The organism is Mesorhizobium sp. WSM4845 (assembly GCF_055811455.1).
In genome coordinates this window covers 35,770-54,779 of the sequence record NZ_JBVVQA010000025.1, presented here as the reverse complement: position 1 = coordinate 54,779, position 19,010 = coordinate 35,770, and the positions used below count along the sequence as shown (strand labels likewise).

Sequence of the window (19,010 nt, the reverse complement as noted above, 5' to 3'; positions counted from 1 at the left end):
ACAGATTCCAATGTCAGCGGCTCGCCAACGCTCGAGCGTGTGCGTCTCGCCGGCTCTGCGCGCGCTTTCTTTTTTGCCGACGCCAAGGCCTGAGGCATCACACTTCCATATTCACGATCACGGATTGGGACTATCGTTCTGTGGGCAAGCGCAGTGGACTGCGCTCGTCTTCCTCGGAAAGCTCGGCAAGCGCCAGGCTGCGGCGCGCAGTGCGTTTGGTCAGATGCTGCAACAGCCCGTCCAGCTTCGTCACCGCCTTCATGCTGGCGCGATGATGGTTGCGGGCGGCCGATAACTCGGTTTTGCGTCGTTGCTCGGTGACGCCGGCCATCTTCTCGTTTTCCCGGAGCTGCTCGGTTTGCCTGGCGGCGTTCTCGAACTGTCCCTGAAGCCGGTAAAGGCTGGCGGCCTTCACCGGTTGCCCAACAAGCGAAGCGAATGCTGCATCCTCAGCGTCGGCTGTCTGCTGCAGGTGTTCGCTGACCGCGGCGGCCGCCTCCCGAACCGCCCCGGCGGCCCGCTGCGCAGCGGCGTATCGCCTTATGACCAATTCGTTTGCGCGCTGTTCACCGTGGCGCCTGAGGTCGCGCAATCGTGCGATCGTGTCACGATCTTTCATTGACGATCCCCCGCATGCGTTCGCGTGTCTGCTCGATTGTCTCGTGGGTGGCGGACGGCTGTCGCAGGAAGGCGTTGATGGCGTCGATCTTCGCCACCGCCTCGTCCGCCACCGCATCGCTGCCCTTTTCGTATTCGCCGACGCGCAGCAGCAATTCGACGTCGGCGTAGCGGGCGAGCAGCTCCCGCAAGCGGCCGGCGTCCGACCGATGCTCAGCCGGCACCACCGTGTCCATGAGGCGACTGCGGCTGCGCAGCACGTCGATGGCCGGGAAATGATTGCGCTGTGCAAGCTCGTTCGACAGAAAGACGTGGCCGTCGAGAAGCGCCTGGATTTCTTCGGCAACCGGATCCAGCGTGCCATCGCCCTCGAGAAGAACGCTGTAGAGGCTTGTAATGGAGCCGACGCGGCCAGGCCCTGAGCGCTCGAGCAATCGGGGCAGAACAGCAAAAAGCGAAGACGGAAAACCGCGACGCGTCGGCGGCTCGCCTGAAGCGAGGCCAATCTCGCGCTGCGCACGGGCAAACCGCGTGATGTTGTCCATTGCCAGCAGCACATGCTTGCCCTGATCGCGAAAATATTCGGCAATGCTGGTCGCCACATAAGCGGCCTTGACGCGCTCGATCGCCGGCCGGTCGGACGTCGCGACGACGATGATTGCGCGCGCCAGCCCTTCCGGGCCAAGCTGATGCTCGATGAATTCGCGCACTTCACGTCCGCGTTCGCCGACAAGCGCAACCACGGCAACATCTGCGTCGGTGCCGCTGACGATATCCGAAAGCAGGATCGACTTGCCGACGCCAGGCTCGCCGAAGATGCCGACGCGCTGCCCACGCGCGCAGGTGAGAAGCCCATCGAGGGCGCGGATTCCGAGCTGGATAGGTTCGGAAATCAAACTGCGCTCCAGCGGCGACGGCGGATAGGCGTTGACGGGATAGCTGCCGGTAATGCCATCCGGCGCAAGCGGCTTGCCATCCAATGGCTCGCCGAACGCGCTGATCACCCGACCAAGCAGGCCGGGTCCGACAGGCACCGTCTGGGTCTTTCCGGTCGCAATGACCTCGGTGAGGCTTGAAAGGCCGGTGAGATCGCCAAGCGGAACAAGGATCGCCATCTCGTCCATGAGCCCGACGACTTCCGCCTTGGTCGCCGTGCCGGTCCTGGGATCGAGGAGTTCGCAGATCTCGCCGATCCGAACCTCCTCCACGGTCGCGTGAATGACCGTGCCGGTGACCCGCCGTACACGCCCTTTCCTTGGCCGGCTGGCATCTTCACGCAGGCCGGAACGCAGGTTCGGAACGATCGATGCGAGGCGGCTCTCGAGCTTGATGGCGGGACTTGTCATGCCGCCGCCTCGGCCTTTGATGAAATCGCAGCGGCAATGGCGTTGAGCTGTGCCTCGATGCTGGCGTCGATGACGGCAATGTCGGTCGAGAGGATGCAGGCGCCCGTCGCCAGCGTATCGTCGGCATCGATCTCGACCGTCATGCCCAGGTCACTCTCGCGCAGGACCGCGTTCAGTTCGTCGCGAACCCTGTTAACGGAAGCAGGATGAAGTCGGATTTTTAGATATTTTGCGCGGCGAATTTCAGTGACGGCCTGCGCGGCCGCCTTGGCGACCAGCATGCTCGCGTCGAATTCTCCCAGCACTCGCCTGACCACATCGAGAGCCAGATTGATGATTTCGGCTTCCAGCCCACCGAGATAGCGATCTACCTTGACCGCGGTCTCGCTCACCAGACGCGCGGCATCCTCGTCGCCTCGCGCCTTGCCGTCTTCATAACCCTGCGCATATTCGGTCGCATAGGCTCGCCGAGCGGCGTCACGCAACTGCTGCGCATCACGCCTGGCTTCGTCGAGAAAAGCGTGCCCATCCTGCCAGGCGCGTGCCTCGGCGGCGCGCAGGATGCGGGCGACGGGGCGCCTCGGCACGGCAGTAGTCACTTTGTCCGGTTCGACCATATCGCCTAACCCATCGCCCGTCGAACGATCGCCGGACCAGCTTCGGCAAATGGTTCGGCTGTCGGCTGGTCGACAAGCGCATGCGGCATCAGCTTGAGACGGACCCGCATGCTCGTTTCGCCCGGCATCGCCTGACACCAGGCGCCAAGGCAATGCAGGCCGTCGGCATGGACACGACGATCAATGTCATCCAGGGGCTCCAACGGCTGTATTGGGCCGGCCAGATCGCGGTTGGCGACTGCGAAAGCGCAGATTTCCGCGCCGAGTGCTGCCTGCAACGCAGCGGCCTGGCGTCCATCGATCACGGCGGCCAGACTGCCGGCCCAGTAGATCGCGCCGGCGCGAAGCGCTAGTTCCTCCAACTCCTCACCCGACGACAAGGCAATCGCCAGGTCTGTCTCATCGGCTGGCTCGTTGGAGACGGCGCCGCTGAGGCCGTAACGCTCAAGCAGAAGCACTGACAATCGCTGATGCAGGCGCTGCGACCGCAACATACGCTCGCAGGCAGCCTCGCCGATCGTGCCGTCAAAGCATTGCGCCAGCCGGGCCGCACCCGCATAGCCTGCGGGATTGGACATGAATGTCTGCCATTCCGGGCTGGCAGTTTGCTTCGAGCCGGTCTGGATCATGTCTTCTTCACCGGCATGGCCGAAGCGTCGAGCGCATAAACACCGGGTCGTCGATACCACTGGACGTAAGCCAGGCGGGCAGCCAGCGCCGCTATAGCCGCCATCATGCCGTAAAACAGCCACATCGCGGCGGCGACGCTGTCGGGATGCAGCCAGAGGCCGAGGAACGTCGTGAAACCTGGCTCGCCGGTTGCGTGCTCGGGAACTGCCGCGGTCACCGGAATGAGTGTGACGGATACATTGTCATAAGTCAGCCCGGCGATGCCTTTGGCCACCAGCATCTTGACCTGAGGGATCAGCTCATTCATCGGAACGGATGCGCGATGCCGGATGAAAACGGAGGCGGACGATGGCACCAGCCGCTGTCTCAGCGGATCGTTTTCGGGCAGGACGAGATGAACGCGCGCGGAAAGCACGCCGTCGATGTCCGAAATCGTCTGCGACAGTTCCTGGCTCAGGCCATAAATCATCGTCGCACGCTCTTCGACCGGCGAGGATACAAGCCCGTCGCGCTTGAACACCTCGCCGAGCGTCTGGAATTCCTGTTTGGGCAACCCGCTTTCGTCGAGAATCGCCATGGCCTCGGCGAAACGGTCCTTCTGTACGGAAACCGTCATTTTGCCGTCCTTGCCCGCCTCGCGTTGGGCCGGGATGCCATGACGCATCAGCGTGGCCACGATCTCGTTGGCCTGCCGCTGGTTGAGGTCGGAATACAGCTCAACCGAGCACGCCTGGAGCACAAGCATGCTCACCACGACGAGCGCGACGCGGCACTGAACGCCGCATCGATTCAATAGTGTTGACCGCCGCGGCAAGGTTATCGTGTGCACGAACACTCCGTAGGCTTACTGTTGCTTGATCAGCGTGCTGGTGGACGACGTAACGGCCGTTACGCTGCTCGTGACCACTTCGAGATTGGCGGCTGCCCACATCACCGAAATGGATCGTTCGAGCAATTGCTCGGCATTTTTTGCGGTGGCGTTTTCGTCTTCCTTGCCTGACGGGGCCTTGCCTGACGGGGCGGTCTTGCCGGCGCCATCCTGCATGGTGGCCGTTTCAGCACTCACGGTGGCATTTGCCTGGGGGGGATTTGCCTGGCCAAGGGCCTTCTGGACCTGCTGCATGGTCCCTTCCAGCGACTGAACCGCAGAACCGAACAATGCAGACGGATCCGTGAGCGCCCCGCCCCCAGCCTTCTCCACCTCGGCCAGATAGTCGAACAGCTTGTGTTCGGCGATCGGCTCGGTCTTTTCCAGTTTGGACGATTGTCCGGCCATCGCCGGATTGGCTCCCGAAGACGACTGCGCCACCTGCTGGCCTGCCCGCGCGGCGACATCACCGCGTTCAGGCATACTGACCTTCGCGGCATCATGTTTTTCCTGATTGGCACCCACCATCCGGTTACCCGGCTGCGCTGTCGTGCCGGCGGTGATCTGCTGCTGCGAAGCCATGCTGGTGGTCAAGTTCGCCAGTGTGGCTTCCAGGGCTCCAATCGGCGCGATTTGCATGAACCTGCCCTCCTGCTTGCTTAGTTCGGTTTGCCGGAGGGAACATTCTGCGCCTCCGCCTGCCTGCCGCGGAAAACGCGGACCGGAACAACTTTGCCAACATCCCGCTTCGTGCTCGGCGCCGCAGGAACTCCCAGTGTTTTCCTGACAAGTTCAACATAGGACGGCGGCCCCGATACCGAGACAACATCGTCTTGCCTGGACACCTTGATCGGAAACTTCGGGTCGATGACCCCCAGCCGCGAAAGCCGATCTTCCGCACCGGCAGCCGTGTTGGCATCAAGCGCGATCATTTCCGTCCGGACCTCAGCTTCGGTCGCGACGTTCATAACGATGCCATCGAAATGCCAGACCAAGCCGTATCGATCGCAGATCTCCTGCAGGAACTCGCGGGCCGTTCCAACCGGCATGCCGGCGCTTAAACGCCCCTTTACGAGTTTGCTGACACGCATGGGCACCCGCATGTTGCGGCCTAGCTCGACTAGCGCGTCGGCCACCGACTGATCGACGGTGATGTATTTGTAGGGGCCGGCAGGCCAGCGCGGTTCGGCGGCGTTGGCCTGCGACGAGGCAAGGCCGAACGCCAGGATCATCGCAAGACCGCAGGCGACAAAAGCAGCCCTGGCTCCCGAGAACCGATCCCCATGGCAGGTGTCGCGTCCCGTCAACATTGGTCCTATCGCAAAGGGACGCACGAGCGATGGCCCGCGTCGCTGGTTTCATGATTTACCCGCCGATTCACTCTATCGTGCACATTGCAGAATTGGAAGTCCAATTGGATTGCGCACGAGCATTTGGTGCCAAATGTTGCGAACCGCCTGCAAAGCGATATGGTGCGCGCTGGAATCAGGTGATCGTCAGCTGGACGCCTGGATGCAGAAGAGATCGGTCTTGGCGGCAATCATCATCCTGCTTGCGAACCTGCCTGTTCCCGTCAAGGTTGCGGGACGCAAAGTCCGGGTCGCCCCGCGCCTTAACCAGAGGTTGCGTGCATTTCTGATCGCTGCCCTATCGATTGCTGCGATGGCGCCGGCGCAGGCCCAATCGAATAGCGGTTATGACCCACGAAGCTGGACTTATGATCCGGCAAGAAATGTGCTGGTCTCCCCTTCCGCACCCGACCAGACTTCCGATGGAGAAACCCGGAGCGACTGGTCAGCAACCCCCAGGGAGATCGTGCATTTCAGTGAGGCTCAACCGAAGGGATCGATCGTTATCAGCACCACGGAGCGGCGGCTTTACTACATTTTGGGCAACGGAAGGGCGCTGCGATACGCGGTGGGCGTTGGAAAGGAGGGCTTGGAGTGGGCCGGCCGCGACACGATTTCGAGCAAGAAGACCTGGCCGGACTGGCGGCCGCCGGCCGAAATGCGATCCAGGGAAGCGTCAAACGGCCGCTTCCTGCCTGCCCATGTCGAGGGAGGACCGAACAATCCATTGGGCGCGCGCGCATTGTATATCGGCAACACGCTTTATCGCGTCCACGGCACCAACCAGCCATGGACCGTCGGACAGGCCAACTCCTCCGGTTGCATTCGCATGACCAATGACGACGTCATCGATCTTTATGACCGCGTGAAGATCGGCAGCCAGATCATTGTGCGGCATTGATGGCCGTTCCCGAAAGCCGCAAATGAGTGATTCCCAGTCGTGATACCTTTCAATATCAAGCAGCTCGAAACCTTTCTCCTGGTGGCGACGTTCGGAAGCTTTCGCAAGGCGGCTGAACGCCTGAACACCACGCAGCCGGCGGTGTCCACCCGAATTGCTGGGCTGGAGGAAGCGCTTGGCGCCAAGCTGTTCGAGCGACAGAGCAGCACGGTCAGGCTGACCGCCGAGGGACAACGGCTGCTGCCGCCTGCCCAACGGGTTCTGCGTGTCGCAGAGCGGCTGCAACTGATGGCCAGCTCTCTTTCAGGGACTTCAGAGACGACGAGGGTGCTGAGGCTTGGGGTCGCCGAAACGATCGTGCACACCTGGCTGCCGGATTTCCTCACGGCACTGAAGGCAAACTTTCCGCTTGTCGATACCGATATCGTCGTCGATGCGACGACGACCCTTCGCAACGAACTCATGTCACACCGGCTCGATCTTGCGGTGCTGATAGGCCCTGTGCTGGAGTACAGCATCGAGAATATCGAGATGCCGTCCTTTCCGCTTGTCTGGGTCTGCTCGCCGCAATTGGAATTGCCCAACCGGCGCAAGGTGACGCTGAACGACCTGATGCAGTTTCCGATCATCAGCTACGCCCGCACCACGCGACCCTACAGCGAACTCTACCGCAAGCTCACCGGCGAATTCGAAGAGACGCCGCGCATCTTTCCGGCCAATTCGCTGGCCGCTTCCATCACGATGACACTCAACGGGATCGGCATAGCCTCGCTGCCCGAGGGCGTCGTCCAGGACTATCTCGCAAGCGGAAAACTGCGCATCGTCGAATGCGAATGGCACCCGTCCGACCTGCAGTTCACCGCCTCCTACTCTTCCGAACCCTCCAATCCGATAGCGGAGCGGGCGGCAAAGCTGGCCGGCTGCGTTGCGCATGCCTATGCTGCGAGAACCGACAAGCTCAGGCCCGCGGTTTCTCAGCCGACCAAGGTGGCCGGCAGGTAGATGCGGTCGCCTGAGAAGATCACATCCGGGCTCATTATATGGTCCATGTTGAGCACCACCGTCTCGGCCACATCCGCGGAATGGGTCCTGGCGATCAGGCGAATGCTGTCGCCGTTCTTGACCTCGACCCACTGGTAGCCGTCTTGCTCCAGCGTTGGATTGGTGCGGCCCGCAGGGTTGCTGCTGCCGTCGGCATGCGCCTCGACATGATCGCCGGAAACCCAGCCACTATGCATTTCGCCGTCCGGCCCGAAACCTTCGACCGGTATCCAGGCCTCCCCTGACTGGTCTGCCGAAGGCGCGGCGGTCTGCTCGACGAAGCTCCCGGGTTGCAGAACCGTCACCACGGTCGAATCCCCGTCAGGCTGGGTCCGCAAGTTCAGGCCGTCATCGGCCAGCACGGCGAGTTGCGGGAAGTCCTGCGGCGGGGTTTGCGTCCCGGGATCAGGCTGCTCGGTCCGTTCGTCCGGCGGCGCGCCCTCGACACCGGAAGGATCGTTACCCGGCGCGGTCTGTTCGTCCGGTAGCGCGCCATCGACGCCGGAAGGTGCGTCGCCCGGCGCGGTCGGGTCGGTCGGCGGCGTCTTGCCGGTGTTCCATGGCTGGTCGTCCAGCGTATCCCAGGCAAACAGCAGCATGCCGACGCCGAAGGTCACGCCAAGCGCGATGCGATCGGCGATCCCCCAGCGCGCGTCGGACTTTGCCCGGGCGTCGATCTGCTCTGGCGTCCTCGGCACGGCCCGGCGGTTGAGCAGATCGGTGCGCGCGGCCGACACCCAGAACTCGGCGCTGCCGACGGTGAACAAGGCGCCCGCCGTCGCGGCCAGCGGCGAGTGCAGGTTCTGTGCCGTGTAGAGAAGGGAGCCGAAGACATAACCAGGACCGGCCAGATGCTCGGCCACGTTCCGCAACACCGGCCGTCCGGCGATCGACTGCAGCGCGGATTTCGTGCCGTAGATCACATTGCCCAGCGAGAAGGAGCCGTTCAGCCAGACATTGTCGCCGCGCAGCAGCCCAGCGGCCGAGCCTGGAGACGAGAAGATGAACGACGCCCCGCTCGCGGCATTGAGGGCGCGTCCCAGCGGCTTGTGATTTGCCGTGGCATTCGGAAACACCGATTGCGCGCTGAAGACGATGCCGCGCACGCCGAACGCTACGCCCGCAGCCGTCGCGGCCCAATGCGGTGGCAGGATCTGCCATACCGTGTAGGAGGAGCCGGCCATCGGACCGAAGGTCGCGACCAACTGCGCGTTCTCGTTGAGGCGGGCGAGGGTCAGCGCCTGATCGACGGCCGCAGTTTGATCCGGCGTCATGACCTTCTTGTGGGTCGCCCGATAAGTGGTCATCTGCAGCACCGAAAGCGCGTTTGTTTGCTCGGTCGACATCCAGGCAAACTGCCTGGGTGTGAACTTGCGCAACTGGCCGGGGCTCAACTCGCCAAGCTGCTTCGGTGTCAGCGCCGCTATCTGTTGTTTCGTCAGCGCCTCGATCTGATGAATGGTCAGAGCGTCAAGCTGCTCCCGCGTCAGCGCTGCGATGTGGCGTGGAGACAGCTTTGCCATTGTCGCAGGATTGCGTGCCGCGACGAGGCCCGGGTCCAGCGCCGCAAACTGGGTGGCATTGAGATGGCTGAATTGGGCAGGCCGCATGGCGGTGACCTGTTCCGGCGTAAGGGCGTTGCGCTGCTCGTCACTGAGCTTGGCGATCTGGTCGGGCGTCAGCTTGCGCACCTGCTCGATGGTCAATCCGGCGAGTTGCTCTTGCGAGAAGGCCGCGACCTGATCCGGCCGCAAGCCGGTGATCCGGCCAGAGGCAACAGCCTGCAATTTGCTTGGCCTGATCGCCTGAAGCTGTTCGGCACCCAGCGCCCGCAACTGCTTCGGCGGAAGCGCGGCAAGCTGATCGAACGTCAACTGCCGAACCTGCTCGGGGCTCAGCGCAGCAACCTGCTCAGGCGCCAGCTTGGCGATCTGCTCCGGCTTGATGGCGTGCAATTGCGCGCCGGTCAGCCCGGCAATCTGATCGGCTGCAAGCGCCCTGACTTCCGGCCCGGTCGGTGCCCGCACGGGTTCGGCAAATCCCGGCTCCGCAGCGGAACTCACCGGAAGCTCAAGGCTGACGATCCTTCCGCTGACGGGGTCAAAAACCGCCCTGCCCCGGTCAGGCGCCGGCGGCCATGTCGCGGCTGTCGGCGTTTCGGCAGCACTATTCTCTGTCGGCGGCGTTTCGCCGGCCACGGCCGGCGCTTCGTGGCCGACCACCGCGGCCACTGGCGGCGGCGGCGCTTCGGCCTGTTCTGGCGCATCCCAGAACTCGTCGGCCGGCCGCAAGATCACCTGCGGGCGTTTTTGTGTCGATCCGCCAGGCGCGACGGCATCCTCATTGCGCGTGAACTCACCGACGAAATTGCCGTCCGGATCCATCATCCGCCAGCCATGGACCTCGTTCCATGGTATGCTGCCGTCGATTGCAGTCTCGTCGACGCGGGCCATGCTGTCGCTGACCGGCCGGCCCATCGCTTCGAACTCGGTCGGGACGTGGAGGCGCGGTCTACTCGGATTGAGCGTGTAGAGATAGGTATGGCCCTGCTGCCGCGCGGCCCGTGACTCTTCCGAAACGAAAGCCTTGGCGCCCGAGATCGACTGGCTGGTGCCAACGAAACGGCCATGGGTATTGCCCAGCACATAGTTGCTCAGGACGATGCCTTGCGGATTGTCCACCCAGATTCCGGTCGGCGGCGGCGGCGAGAAGCCGCCGGCGTCCCTGATCTCGCTCGGCGCGCGTGTATCGGCGCGGAAAACATAGGGGCCGACATTGCCGCGCAAGGGTCTTGCGGGGTCGCCGGCGCCGTCGACGGGCAGATTGCCTTCCTCGGGATGCCCAAGGCTCCCCGGCACATGGTCATCGGAAGCCCCACGTATCCAGGGCAGCACCACCGGCTCCCCGGTTTCCGGATCGCGATGCAGAATATGCGACTTGTGAGCCAAGGTCGGGTCGTCGCCGCGGAGTTGCGGACCATCCGCAGGCGGCACGTATACGTTCTCCGCGCTCTTAGGCGGCGTCCCGAGATACCTCACGGTGGCCGTTTCGCCATTCTCGTCCACGATCCGAACCGTTTTTTCCGACGACCCCGGGCCCAGTGCCGGCGGGGTGCCATTCGACGGCCCCGGGCCCAGTGGCGGCGGGGTGCCATCCGGCCGTCCCGAGCCCTGTGCCGGCGGGGTCGGCGGCGAATTGTGCAGCACGTCCTGCTCGAGCAGCCGGTTGAGGTAATGCGCCTGCGTGGGCGTCAGTTCGCTGCGGGCCTGCTGGTCCAGCTGTTGCCGCAGCGCTTTCCATGCTGGCCGGCTCATGCCGTCTGGCCGTCCGCCGGGGATCTGGTCCGGATATGGCGCCACGCCCAGTTCCGGGAACACATCCAACACGCGCTGACCAGCGAACCTCAAATCGCCGTGCGGCGATGCCGCAACTTCGGCGAGATAGGCGTCGAGATACTGCAGGACGTCCGGCGTCAGTCGCCCCGCCGAGGTGTCCAGCGCCGAGAAGAGCTTTTGCGCGCCTTCGGAGGATCCGGGATGGGCGCGGGCGGTACGGGCATGCGGGACAACATCCTTCCTCACCGAGCCGACTTCCACCGTCGTTAGCGGCAATGGCCCATAGTTCAGGGCGAGACCGGCGCCGTGGTCGGCGCGGTCCAAGCGGTTGAGCGGCCCGGCGCCCGTCTCGCGCGGGACGCCCTCGAAGGCGGGGGTGCCGCGCCAGGGTTCCTTGCCGCCTCCGAAGGGCGCCATGACGTTGTAGTTGCGGTAGAGGAGACGATCCTCGAAACCAGGCACCTTGCCTTCGGAGCTATAGTGGCTGGCACCACCTCTCGCCGCCTCCTCCCAGAAAGAGGCTGCCCGTTGGCTGAGCGGGCCAGGCTCCCTGTGCGTATATCCCGGCCGGCCGCCTTCGCCGCCGAGATAGCGCAGCGTGCGATTAACGTAGGTCCCACTCACAGAGAAGCCAAAGATGGATAGTGAAACGCCAGCGGCTTTTTCGTTCTGGAACGTGTTCTTCGACAGCATCGGCGCCGATGCGACCCACTGGGCGGAGGGAGCCGCCGCCTCATCATAAGCGAAATTCGGCCGGTATCCATTGACGAAAAGTTTCTGGCCCTTCGCGTCGTTGGGATGGACCGGGAGCAGGAAGCCGGTGCCGCCGTCTGGGATCGGGCCGTTGTTCTTCAGGCTGAGTTCGCCATAGACCTGGCGGCTGGGCAGCGGCACTTTGAGGCCGATGCCGAGCATCGATCCGCCGAGCGTGATCGTGCGTCCGTCGGGGCCAAGGAGCCACCCGGCCGCCAGGAGGGCGCCGTTTGTCGCGTTGTCGTTCAGCCAGGGGCCGCCCAGGACATTGGCTTCGTGCTCCTGCAGGAACCAGGAAACAGTGGCGCGGTCGGACCGCCAGACCCCTTGTGCATCGGTGAAGAATGTCGGGGCGCGCAACGAACTCGCCTTGTCGGCATCCAGCAACCGCTCCAGCAGGACGGGCACCTCGCTGTTGATCTCGGTCCCGGCCCTGGGCTTGCTTGCGGGCAGCGCGTTCTCCAGCGCGTGCGCGAGCGACTGGACCGCAGGGTCCGCGGATTTCGTCTGGTTGGCGGCGTAACCGCGCATCTCTCGCCACAGATACGGCGTCCAAGTGTCGTGGCCGGACAGAACCTTCTCATTGTAGCGGCCTTCCGGCGAAAGCTCGCCGGCGGGTTTGAACGAAGTCTCCGGCTGGAGCTTCGGACCGTAGACCCACGTGCTGCCGCTGTCGGCCTGCAGGACCTGCATGAGCGCATCCTGCTGCGCGGTGGTCACCGCCTTGCCGGGCCTGGTGGCGCGGCCCTTGAAAAACGGCGAAGCGGCATTTGCCGCGGCGGCGAGGTCCGGGTCGGTGGAGCGTGACGCAGTTTTGAGGTAATCGCCGACGATGCCGCGGCCGGCGTCGGTCCAGCCGGCTTCTCCCGGCAGCGCCCCGGCGGTAAGGAACTGCTCGCCGCCGGTCAGCCTGGCGTCGGATGACAGGCCGAGTTGGTCGATCACTTCTCCCGCCGACAGATGCGGCAGCTTGCCCTGTGCGCTGAACACCTGGAGGGCCGTCAGGCCGTTCATCGAAAGCTGGCCGGCCGGCTTGGAGCCGGTGAACGGGCTGTTGCGGTCGGCGTTGAGCATTTCGCCAAGCGCATGATGCTGAGCCGGCGTCATGTCCGTGCCGGACTGAGGCAAGGCCTTGCCCCCGAGTTGCACTCTGGTCATGGTCACCGCATCGCGGACGACAGAATCGCTGGACCGTTCGAGAGAATTGAGGTAGTCGCCGACGAGTTGCAGCTGCTCGGGCGTCCATATCGGCGCGGGCGTTGCCGCATCGTCGGGAAGCGCCGGCAAGGTCGTGGCCATGGTTTCGCCGAGCGCCGAGCGACGGCTGACTTCCGGATTCTTGGCAGGATCGAACGCGTGGACTTCCCGTGCCGGGGTGTTGACCCTGAGCTGGCCGTTCGGCGTGGTTATCGACCCGCGCTTGGCGCGTTCGACGGTCGGGCCGGAACCCAGGTAGCCGGCATCCGTCGCATGCTCGCCCAATGGGACGATGTCGGGGACGATGTCGCGGGTCATGCTCGCCTGCGGGCCGGCGACGACGACCTTGGCCGGCAGGTATTCGCCGCCGGCCTCGACATAGATGTCCTGTCCGGCGGTGACGCCGTCCTGCGGAACCGGCCGGTGATAGATGCTGTCGACCAGTTCGCCGAGCTTCGGATAATCATAGCGAGGCTCGGTATTCAGGTAACGCGTGCCGATGCGCCGCAGGCCGGCTTTGACTGCAGTGAACGTCTGGCCGAAGCTGTACGGGTTTGACGAGCGATTGTTGATGATCGGCGTGCCGTCGGGCCGAACCGGGCTGGGGTGCTCGGTGTCCGTCACGGGCGGTGGCTCGGTGCGGGCCTTATCGGCTGTCCAGCGGCCATCGGCGCCGAGATAAAGAACCGGCAAGGAAGGGTCGAGCTCGTCAGGAGCCGGCACCGGCTCCGGCGCCGCCGTGATCGCCTGGGGTTCGGGTATGGCGACAATCCTCTGCCCTTCCGGCAGGTTGAAATCGACCAGCATCTCGCCGGTATGGCGGTTACCGAGAGTGTAGCGCATCAACGGGCGGCTGCCTTCCGCCCCGCGTGTTTCCGTTTCGGACTGGAGCAGGACCTCGTCCGGGGTGGCCAGCACGGCCGGGTCGGAAGGGCGTGCGCCGTCGAGGTAGCCCGTCTGCTGCGGATCCTTGCCGCTGGTGTAGACGTATTCCGCGGGATTGGGGCTTGGCATGCCGGTGAACGTCTTGGTCGCCGGGTCCCAGACGAGCCGCAAGCCGCTCTCGGCCGGGCGCGTCGTTCCATCGCCGCGGACCGGCGGAACCACAATCGGATCGCCGTCGGCGGGGACGCGCACATTCTGCTCACGCGCTCCCTGGGCGTCTCGGTCGCTGGCATTCTCGGGATCGCCGCGCTCACCCGGGGCGCTCGGCCCTTCATCGTGGACGTTGATAACCGTCCCCTCGATAACGGGCTGACTGGGATCGTGGAAGACCAGCTTGTCGGTCGGGCGATAGACGCCGTCGGTGCCTTGCTCATGCACAACCATCGGCCTCGACGATTGTCCGTCGCCTGATGGATCACCTTTGCCGCCCGTGGGCGGCGGCGGGTTCGGACCGTCGGACTCGCCGGCCGGCAGCGCCCGTGGACCGGTTGGACCGTTAGCCCCTCCCGTGTTGTCAAACCCGTCCCGGGCGCTGAAACCGGCTCCCTGCTGGCCGGATGTTTCGCCGGCCACATCGCCGTCGATGATGATCTCATCCGGGTCCGGCATGACCTGCTCGCCGGTCGGCCTGTAGACACCGTCAGCGCCCATCTCGTAGACGGCCCGCGGTTGCGGCCCCGAATCCGGAAAAGTTCCGCTCCGAGTACCGCCCGTTCCAGGCATGTTGGACAACAGCGAACGGCCGCCCAGCCCCGTGCCGACAGTGCCGACGCCTATGCCCACGACTGCGTTCGCGAGCTCGAGCAGGGACATCTCGCCGTCATGCGCCGCCAGATCTTCCACCGATTTGCCGAGCAACGGAACACCGGTAACCACGGCGCCGGCATCGAGGCCCCACGCAGCGTTGGTCAGCCTGTTGCCGCTTTGCATGAACTCCGAAACCTTACCAGCATAAGAGGCCTCCTCTACGTTCACCTGGAATCTGCCGATGCCCCAGCTGGCATCCTTCATGCGGGTCATCCCGAAGCCGCCCGCGAAAGCCTGGGATCTGGACAGGCTTGTCTTTGCCAAGCCGAATGTGCGCAGGGCACCCGCGCCCACGGGCAGGAACGCAGTTACGCCGGTGGCGATATTCCAACCCGACTGGCTGTCGAAGTCGCCGCCCTGCAGGAGGTGATCACCCTCTTTGATCAGAGCCTTGCCGCCAAGGATTGAACCGGAGCCGATCGCGATGGGAATCGCCCATTGGCCGCCCGGCACGAACGAGACGATGGTGGAGACACCGGCGACGATGCCAAGACCAATGTCGGTAGCTTTGTCCCAGAAATCCACTTTGCGTGCGTCGGCCACTTCCAGTTCGTCGAGCGAAAAACCATCCTCGCCGAGCGACATGTCGCCGCCCTTGGCCATGACCAGATTGCCCTTCTCGCTGAAGATGCGATTCTCGTGCTGGAATTCATCGAAGGTGCTGTAATATTTGCCCAAGCTGTCGACATAGCCGATTTCGTCGCCGCCGCTCTTGATCGCGAACAAAGCCGTCGTCGATTCCTTCCCGCCGTCGAGGGAGAAGATCGGCACGATCTTGACCTCGGCGTCGTCGCCGCCGCGGTCGGTGATTTCTTCGGTGACCTTTTGGACGTCTGCCTCGGGCCCGAGGGTCTGACCAACGGCAGTGCTGAGTTGGTCCGGCGTATATGTCTCGTATTCGCCGGTGAAGCCGGCCTCGTAGAGGTTCTCCAACTGGACCTGATATCCAGCCAGCGCCTGGTCCTTGTGTTCTTCAAAATACTCGTACTTGACTTTCGCCTCATGATCGGCGGAACCGTATTCGAGAAGTTTGGGGTGGCTTGCGGAAAAAGCGTACCAGTCGCGCCCCGCCACCATCGCCGGCCGCACGTTTTCTTCCCAGTCCTCCAATTGGTTCTTTTCGGTCTCCGCTTGGCCTCGATCGATTTCCGCGGCCGCAAATTCGGGGTGCACCCACAGCTTCTGGCCGTCCATCTCGATCTGGACCCACTTGCCGCTGTCGCCGATCGCGCCCGGCCCCTGCTCTTCATAGGCCGCGGCAACCTCCGGCGCGACCCACAGGTCGCGGCCGTTCACCGTGATCTTCACCGCCGTCTCGCCCGGCTTGAGCGTGCCGGCGGGCGCCTCTACGGTCCCCGGCCCGTAGTCGGTAATCGCCTGGTCGCGTGCCGTCGTCGCATCGGCGAGCGCCGTCTTCGCATCTCTCAGCCCGGCATCAAGCTGGTCGACCTGCACGCCGACAATCTTCGACCTGGCAGCGTCCAGCGCCGATTGCGATCCGCTTGCATTGGCTGTGCATACCGGCGCCGATAGGTCCTGCGTCGAGGCCAGCATCTCCTGCCACTGCTTGTTGAGCGGATCGTTGCGGAAATCTTCCCTGATACCCTCGTCGTTGAGGTCATATGTCAGGGCAGATTTATGTATGTTGGTGTCATCACCGTTCTCGTCGGTGAAAGTGGCGTTCTCATATTCGGTAACGACATAGAGCTGACCGTTCTCCTCAATGATGTCCTGCGATTTTATCTTGCCGGTAAAGTCACCATGTCCATTGGTATAGCCTTCCCAATCGAAATGGTGCGGGTTTCTTTCCTGCGCCTGCGCAAGCAGTTGCTGCTTGAGAGGCTCCATGGTTACGGCAAGATCCGCCGCCTCTGCCTGTGCAACCCCATACTCCTGATATGCCTCGGCCAGGGTCACCTGATTGGCCGCTGCCCCCTGGAGCGTTTGCAGACCTTCAAGCCGCTCTTCGATGGCCGTGTATTCTGGGCTTCCAGGCTTGGCATCCGTAAGCTTCAGCTCCAGCTCGGTCGAGCTGATCATTTGATCGATCGTGGCCTTGTTGCCGTTTGCGGTGTGTAGCGAAACGTTTGTAAAGAGCTCGGCGACGTCCGCGTGCGCGGCCTTTCCTTGTTGGTTGGTTTCCTCGGCACTGGGGCCATCCGGGTTGCTGACAGCCGTCTGGTTGGGATCGCTGAGGGTCGGCAGGTCTACCTGTTTGTCGATCGCTTCGAGAAGTGACGTCTGGCCCTGCTCGTATTCGGCCCGGGCGGTGCTGGCGCTTTCAAGCGCGTTGTTGGCGAGGATCAACCGGCTTTGCGCATCTGCCAGCGTGCCCTTCGGCTCGGGCGGCTTCCAATCCAGTCCATAAGGCGCCAACGCCTTGTCGAGCGTTGACTCGGCACCCTCCATGGCGTTCTTGAATTCAGGGTCCAGCGCATAGACGTCGAGCTGTGCCGCGCTCTGCGCAGCCTTTGCTTCTGCCTCACCGAAGTTCGCAATCGCCACGTTCTCGGCTGCGATCGCCTTGGCCACCTCCGGGTCGAACCATTTCCAGCTCCCGTCGACCAGCAATGGCACCCACTTCCCGCCCGAAGGAGCCGTGGGTGACGGTGGGTTGCCGTAGGGACCAACCGACGTGGGGCCACCGTCGAGAGTCGCGCCGGTTGCGTCTTGTCCCGGACCATACAATTCCATTGCAGCGACCACGGCCTGCTGCTTTTCAAGCGCCTCCGTGGTCAGCTCTGGCGTCGCTCCGCCGAATATGCCGTCCAGCATCGTCTTGAGTATCTGGTCTTCCTTGGCCTGTTGCGGGTCACTGCTGTTCGGGTTGATGTCCAGCAGCAGCTCGGCGAGCGCCTGTTGCGCGGTGCCGGCCGCGATATCCGTGACGGCGCCGGTCGTTGCGTTGGTCAGCGTGATTTTGCCGTCCGGCGACGTGGTCATTGTATAGCCGTTGAACGTCACCTCGACGGTGGTGTTGGTACCGCCCTCGATCACCACGGTTTCCCCGGGATGAATAAGGTCGGGATCGCGCGGAGAGGTGAACAGCTCCGGATTGCTCTCGGCGAGATCCTCCAGCGTCACACCATGCGCCTCGGCGATGTCGCTCAGATTGTCACCGGGTTGGACCTCGTAATCGATCGGCTCGCCATCCCCCAGCGTCTCGACAATGGTCTCGGTGCGCCGGCCGTCCTTGTCGACGACGATCGTCGTTTCGGTGTTGTTCTTAGGGTCGACGATGGTGGTGGTCTGCTCGCTGGTCTCGGTGTTGCGCTCGGTGTGGCTGGTCCTGCCATTGCCGTCGACCGTATCGGTCGTTTCGGTATTCCCCTCGATGGTCGTCACCGAAGTCGAACCGTGTTGGTAGTCGTTGTTGTAGGTGACCGTCTTGCCCGTCTCCGGATCCGTAACGACGATCTGCAGGGTTTCGCCCGGGTCGCCGCCCTGCGTCACCTCGAGGCCGGCGGCGTTCAGCTCGGCGATCACCTGCTCGGGCGTGAGATCGCTCGCCTCGGCGATCTCCTCGATGCTCATGCCCTCGGCAAGCTGCTCCTGGATCGACGCCGCGCCCGAGCCGTCGGCGGTCTGGGTCTGCGCCAGGATTACTTCGTCGCCATCCGGCCCCGTGACCGTGGTTACCGGCAAGGCGACGCTGTTGTTGGGCGCTACCGTCTCAACCTTTGCGCCGTTCGGCAGGGCCTTCTCCACCGTGACGGTGCCGTCGGCAGCCGTGTGGGTGGTGGTGGTGATGCCGGTCTGCGAGTTCGACGTGCGTTCGGTGACCGCGCCGTCGCCAAGATCGTCCACGAGCGTCGTCGTGATCGCGCCGGTCTGCGCGTCGACACTGGTGGTTTCCTTGCGGCCGAGATCGTCACGGATCGGCGATGAAGTCGCCTGCATGTCGGGGCCGGTCTCTTCGGTGTAGTAGCCGCCGTGATGATAATCCTGGTTTTCGGTGATCATGCGGTCTCCAACGGTGATCACCACCGTGCGGGTGTCGCCGTTGGCGTGCTCGGTCGCTACCGCCGTCATGCCGCCGGCATTCAGAGCCGCCACCACATCCTCGGGAGCCATGTGCTGCTCGGCGGCGATGTTGTCGATGCTTTTGCCGCCCTCGATCGCCTTGAGGATGTCGTTCGCCTTGGCGTTCGGCGTCTCGACTTTCGGCGCCTTGACTTCCAGCGCTTTGACTTCCGGCGCCTTGACTTCCGGCGAAACAACGAGGTTTGGCGCGCCGCCGAGATCCTGCGTGAAAAGCGCCGGCGCGGCGGTGGCGCCGCCATTGCCGTTTGCCGTGGTGACCGCGGCAGGCAGCTCCGGTCCTGGCTGCGCCGGGGCGGTCGACTGTGGCGACGGGGCAGTCGGCTGCGCCGTCGTCAGATCCGCATTGACCTGCGTCAGCCGCTGGCGGGCGCCCGCGGCCGCGTCGGACTCGCCCATCTTGTTGGCGAGCCGGATTTCATTTTGCAATTTCGTGGCTTCCGCCTGCAGCCGCGTAATCTGCTCGGCATTGGCCTTTGGATCGACCTTGGGCGGCGGCGGCGGCTTGACGGTGTTAATCGGGCGGATCATCAAACAACCTCCGGAGCCGGTCCAGTCCTGG

General features: G+C 63.8%; 10 protein-coding genes. 2 read left to right on the top strand and 8 right to left on the bottom strand.

Annotated elements, in window-relative coordinates:
* Window positions 1–130: 130 nt before the first annotated feature.
* From AC0L2C_RS24640 to AC0L2C_RS24610, 7 genes are read right to left on the bottom strand one after another with little or no spacing between them, the layout of a single operon-like run.
* The gene (locus AC0L2C_RS24640; protein WP_128172204.1) at window positions 131–619 is read right to left on the bottom strand and encodes a hypothetical protein; all 489 of its coding nucleotides are present in this window, start codon (window positions 617–619) and stop codon (window positions 131–133) included.
* Entirely contained in the window at window positions 606–1,964 is a 1,359-nt protein-coding gene (locus AC0L2C_RS24635) for a FliI/YscN family ATPase (RefSeq protein WP_287227035.1), read from the bottom strand. Before AC0L2C_RS24635 ends, AC0L2C_RS24640 begins: the two co-directional genes overlap by 14 nt.
* Window positions 1,961–2,581, bottom strand: coding sequence for a type III secretion system stator protein SctL (gene sctL / locus AC0L2C_RS24630; protein WP_287227037.1), 621 nt, complete (start codon window positions 2,579–2,581; stop codon window positions 1,961–1,963). Before sctL ends, AC0L2C_RS24635 begins: the two co-directional genes overlap by 4 nt.
* A gap of 5 nt (window positions 2,582–2,586) precedes the next feature.
* A complete protein-coding gene (locus tag AC0L2C_RS24625) occupies window positions 2,587–3,159 on the bottom strand; it encodes a SctK family type III secretion system sorting platform protein (RefSeq protein WP_287227039.1) in 573 nt (190 codons plus the stop codon).
* A gap of 47 nt (window positions 3,160–3,206) precedes the next feature.
* On the bottom strand, window positions 3,207–4,040 hold the full coding sequence (gene sctJ, locus AC0L2C_RS24620; RefSeq protein ID WP_287227042.1) for a type III secretion system inner membrane ring lipoprotein SctJ: 834 nt from the start codon (window positions 4,038–4,040) through the stop codon (window positions 3,207–3,209).
* A 15-nt stretch (window positions 4,041–4,055) separates the two neighbouring features.
* A complete protein-coding gene (locus tag AC0L2C_RS24615; RefSeq protein WP_287227045.1) occupies window positions 4,056–4,718 on the bottom strand; it encodes a hypothetical protein in 663 nt (220 codons plus the stop codon).
* A gap of 20 nt (window positions 4,719–4,738) precedes the next feature.
* A complete protein-coding gene (locus AC0L2C_RS24610; RefSeq protein WP_287227047.1) occupies window positions 4,739–5,389 on the bottom strand; it encodes a type III secretion protein in 651 nt (216 codons plus the stop codon).
* Between AC0L2C_RS24610 and AC0L2C_RS24605 the strand changes: the two genes are divergently transcribed.
* Entirely contained in the window at window positions 5,370–6,329 is a 960-nt protein-coding gene (locus tag AC0L2C_RS24605; RefSeq protein ID WP_473524653.1) for a L,D-transpeptidase, read from the top strand. The genes AC0L2C_RS24610 and AC0L2C_RS24605 overlap by 20 nt on opposite strands.
* A 39-nt stretch (window positions 6,330–6,368) precedes the next feature.
* On the top strand, window positions 6,369–7,331 hold the full coding sequence (locus AC0L2C_RS24600) for a LysR family transcriptional regulator (protein ID WP_287227050.1): 963 nt from the start codon (window positions 6,369–6,371) through the stop codon (window positions 7,329–7,331).
* Here AC0L2C_RS24600 and AC0L2C_RS24595 read toward each other — a convergent pair.
* Window positions 7,304–18,979 carry a LysM peptidoglycan-binding domain-containing protein gene (locus tag AC0L2C_RS24595; protein ID WP_473524652.1) on the bottom strand — a complete coding sequence of 3,892 codons (11,676 nt, stop codon included), beginning with the start codon at window positions 18,977–18,979 and terminating at the stop codon, window positions 7,304–7,306. The genes AC0L2C_RS24600 and AC0L2C_RS24595 overlap by 28 nt on opposite strands.
* Between the last annotated feature and the right edge of the window lie 31 nt (window positions 18,980–19,010).

Bases quoted from the DNA above. Each gene is read 5' to 3' on its own strand.
- AC0L2C_RS24595 (WP_473524652.1), bottom strand. From the start codon at position 18,979: ATGATCCGCCCGATTAACACCGTCAAGCCGCCGCCGCCGCCCAAGGTC.
- AC0L2C_RS24615 (WP_287227045.1), bottom strand. From the start codon at position 4,718: ATGCAAATCGCGCCGATTGGAGCCCTGGAAGCCACACTGGCGAACTTG.
- AC0L2C_RS24610 (WP_287227047.1), bottom strand. From the start codon at position 5,389: ATGTTGACGGGACGCGACACCTGCCATGGGGATCGGTTCTCGGGAGCC.
- sctL (WP_287227037.1), bottom strand. From the start codon at position 2,581: ATGGTCGAACCGGACAAAGTGACTACTGCCGTGCCGAGGCGCCCCGTC.
- AC0L2C_RS24635 (WP_287227035.1), bottom strand. From the start codon at position 1,964: ATGACAAGTCCCGCCATCAAGCTCGAGAGCCGCCTCGCATCGATCGTT.
- AC0L2C_RS24640 (WP_128172204.1), bottom strand. From the start codon at position 619: ATGAAAGATCGTGACACGATCGCACGATTGCGCGACCTCAGGCGCCAC.
- AC0L2C_RS24625 (WP_287227039.1), bottom strand. From the start codon at position 3,159: ATGTCCAATCCCGCAGGCTATGCGGGTGCGGCCCGGCTGGCGCAATGC.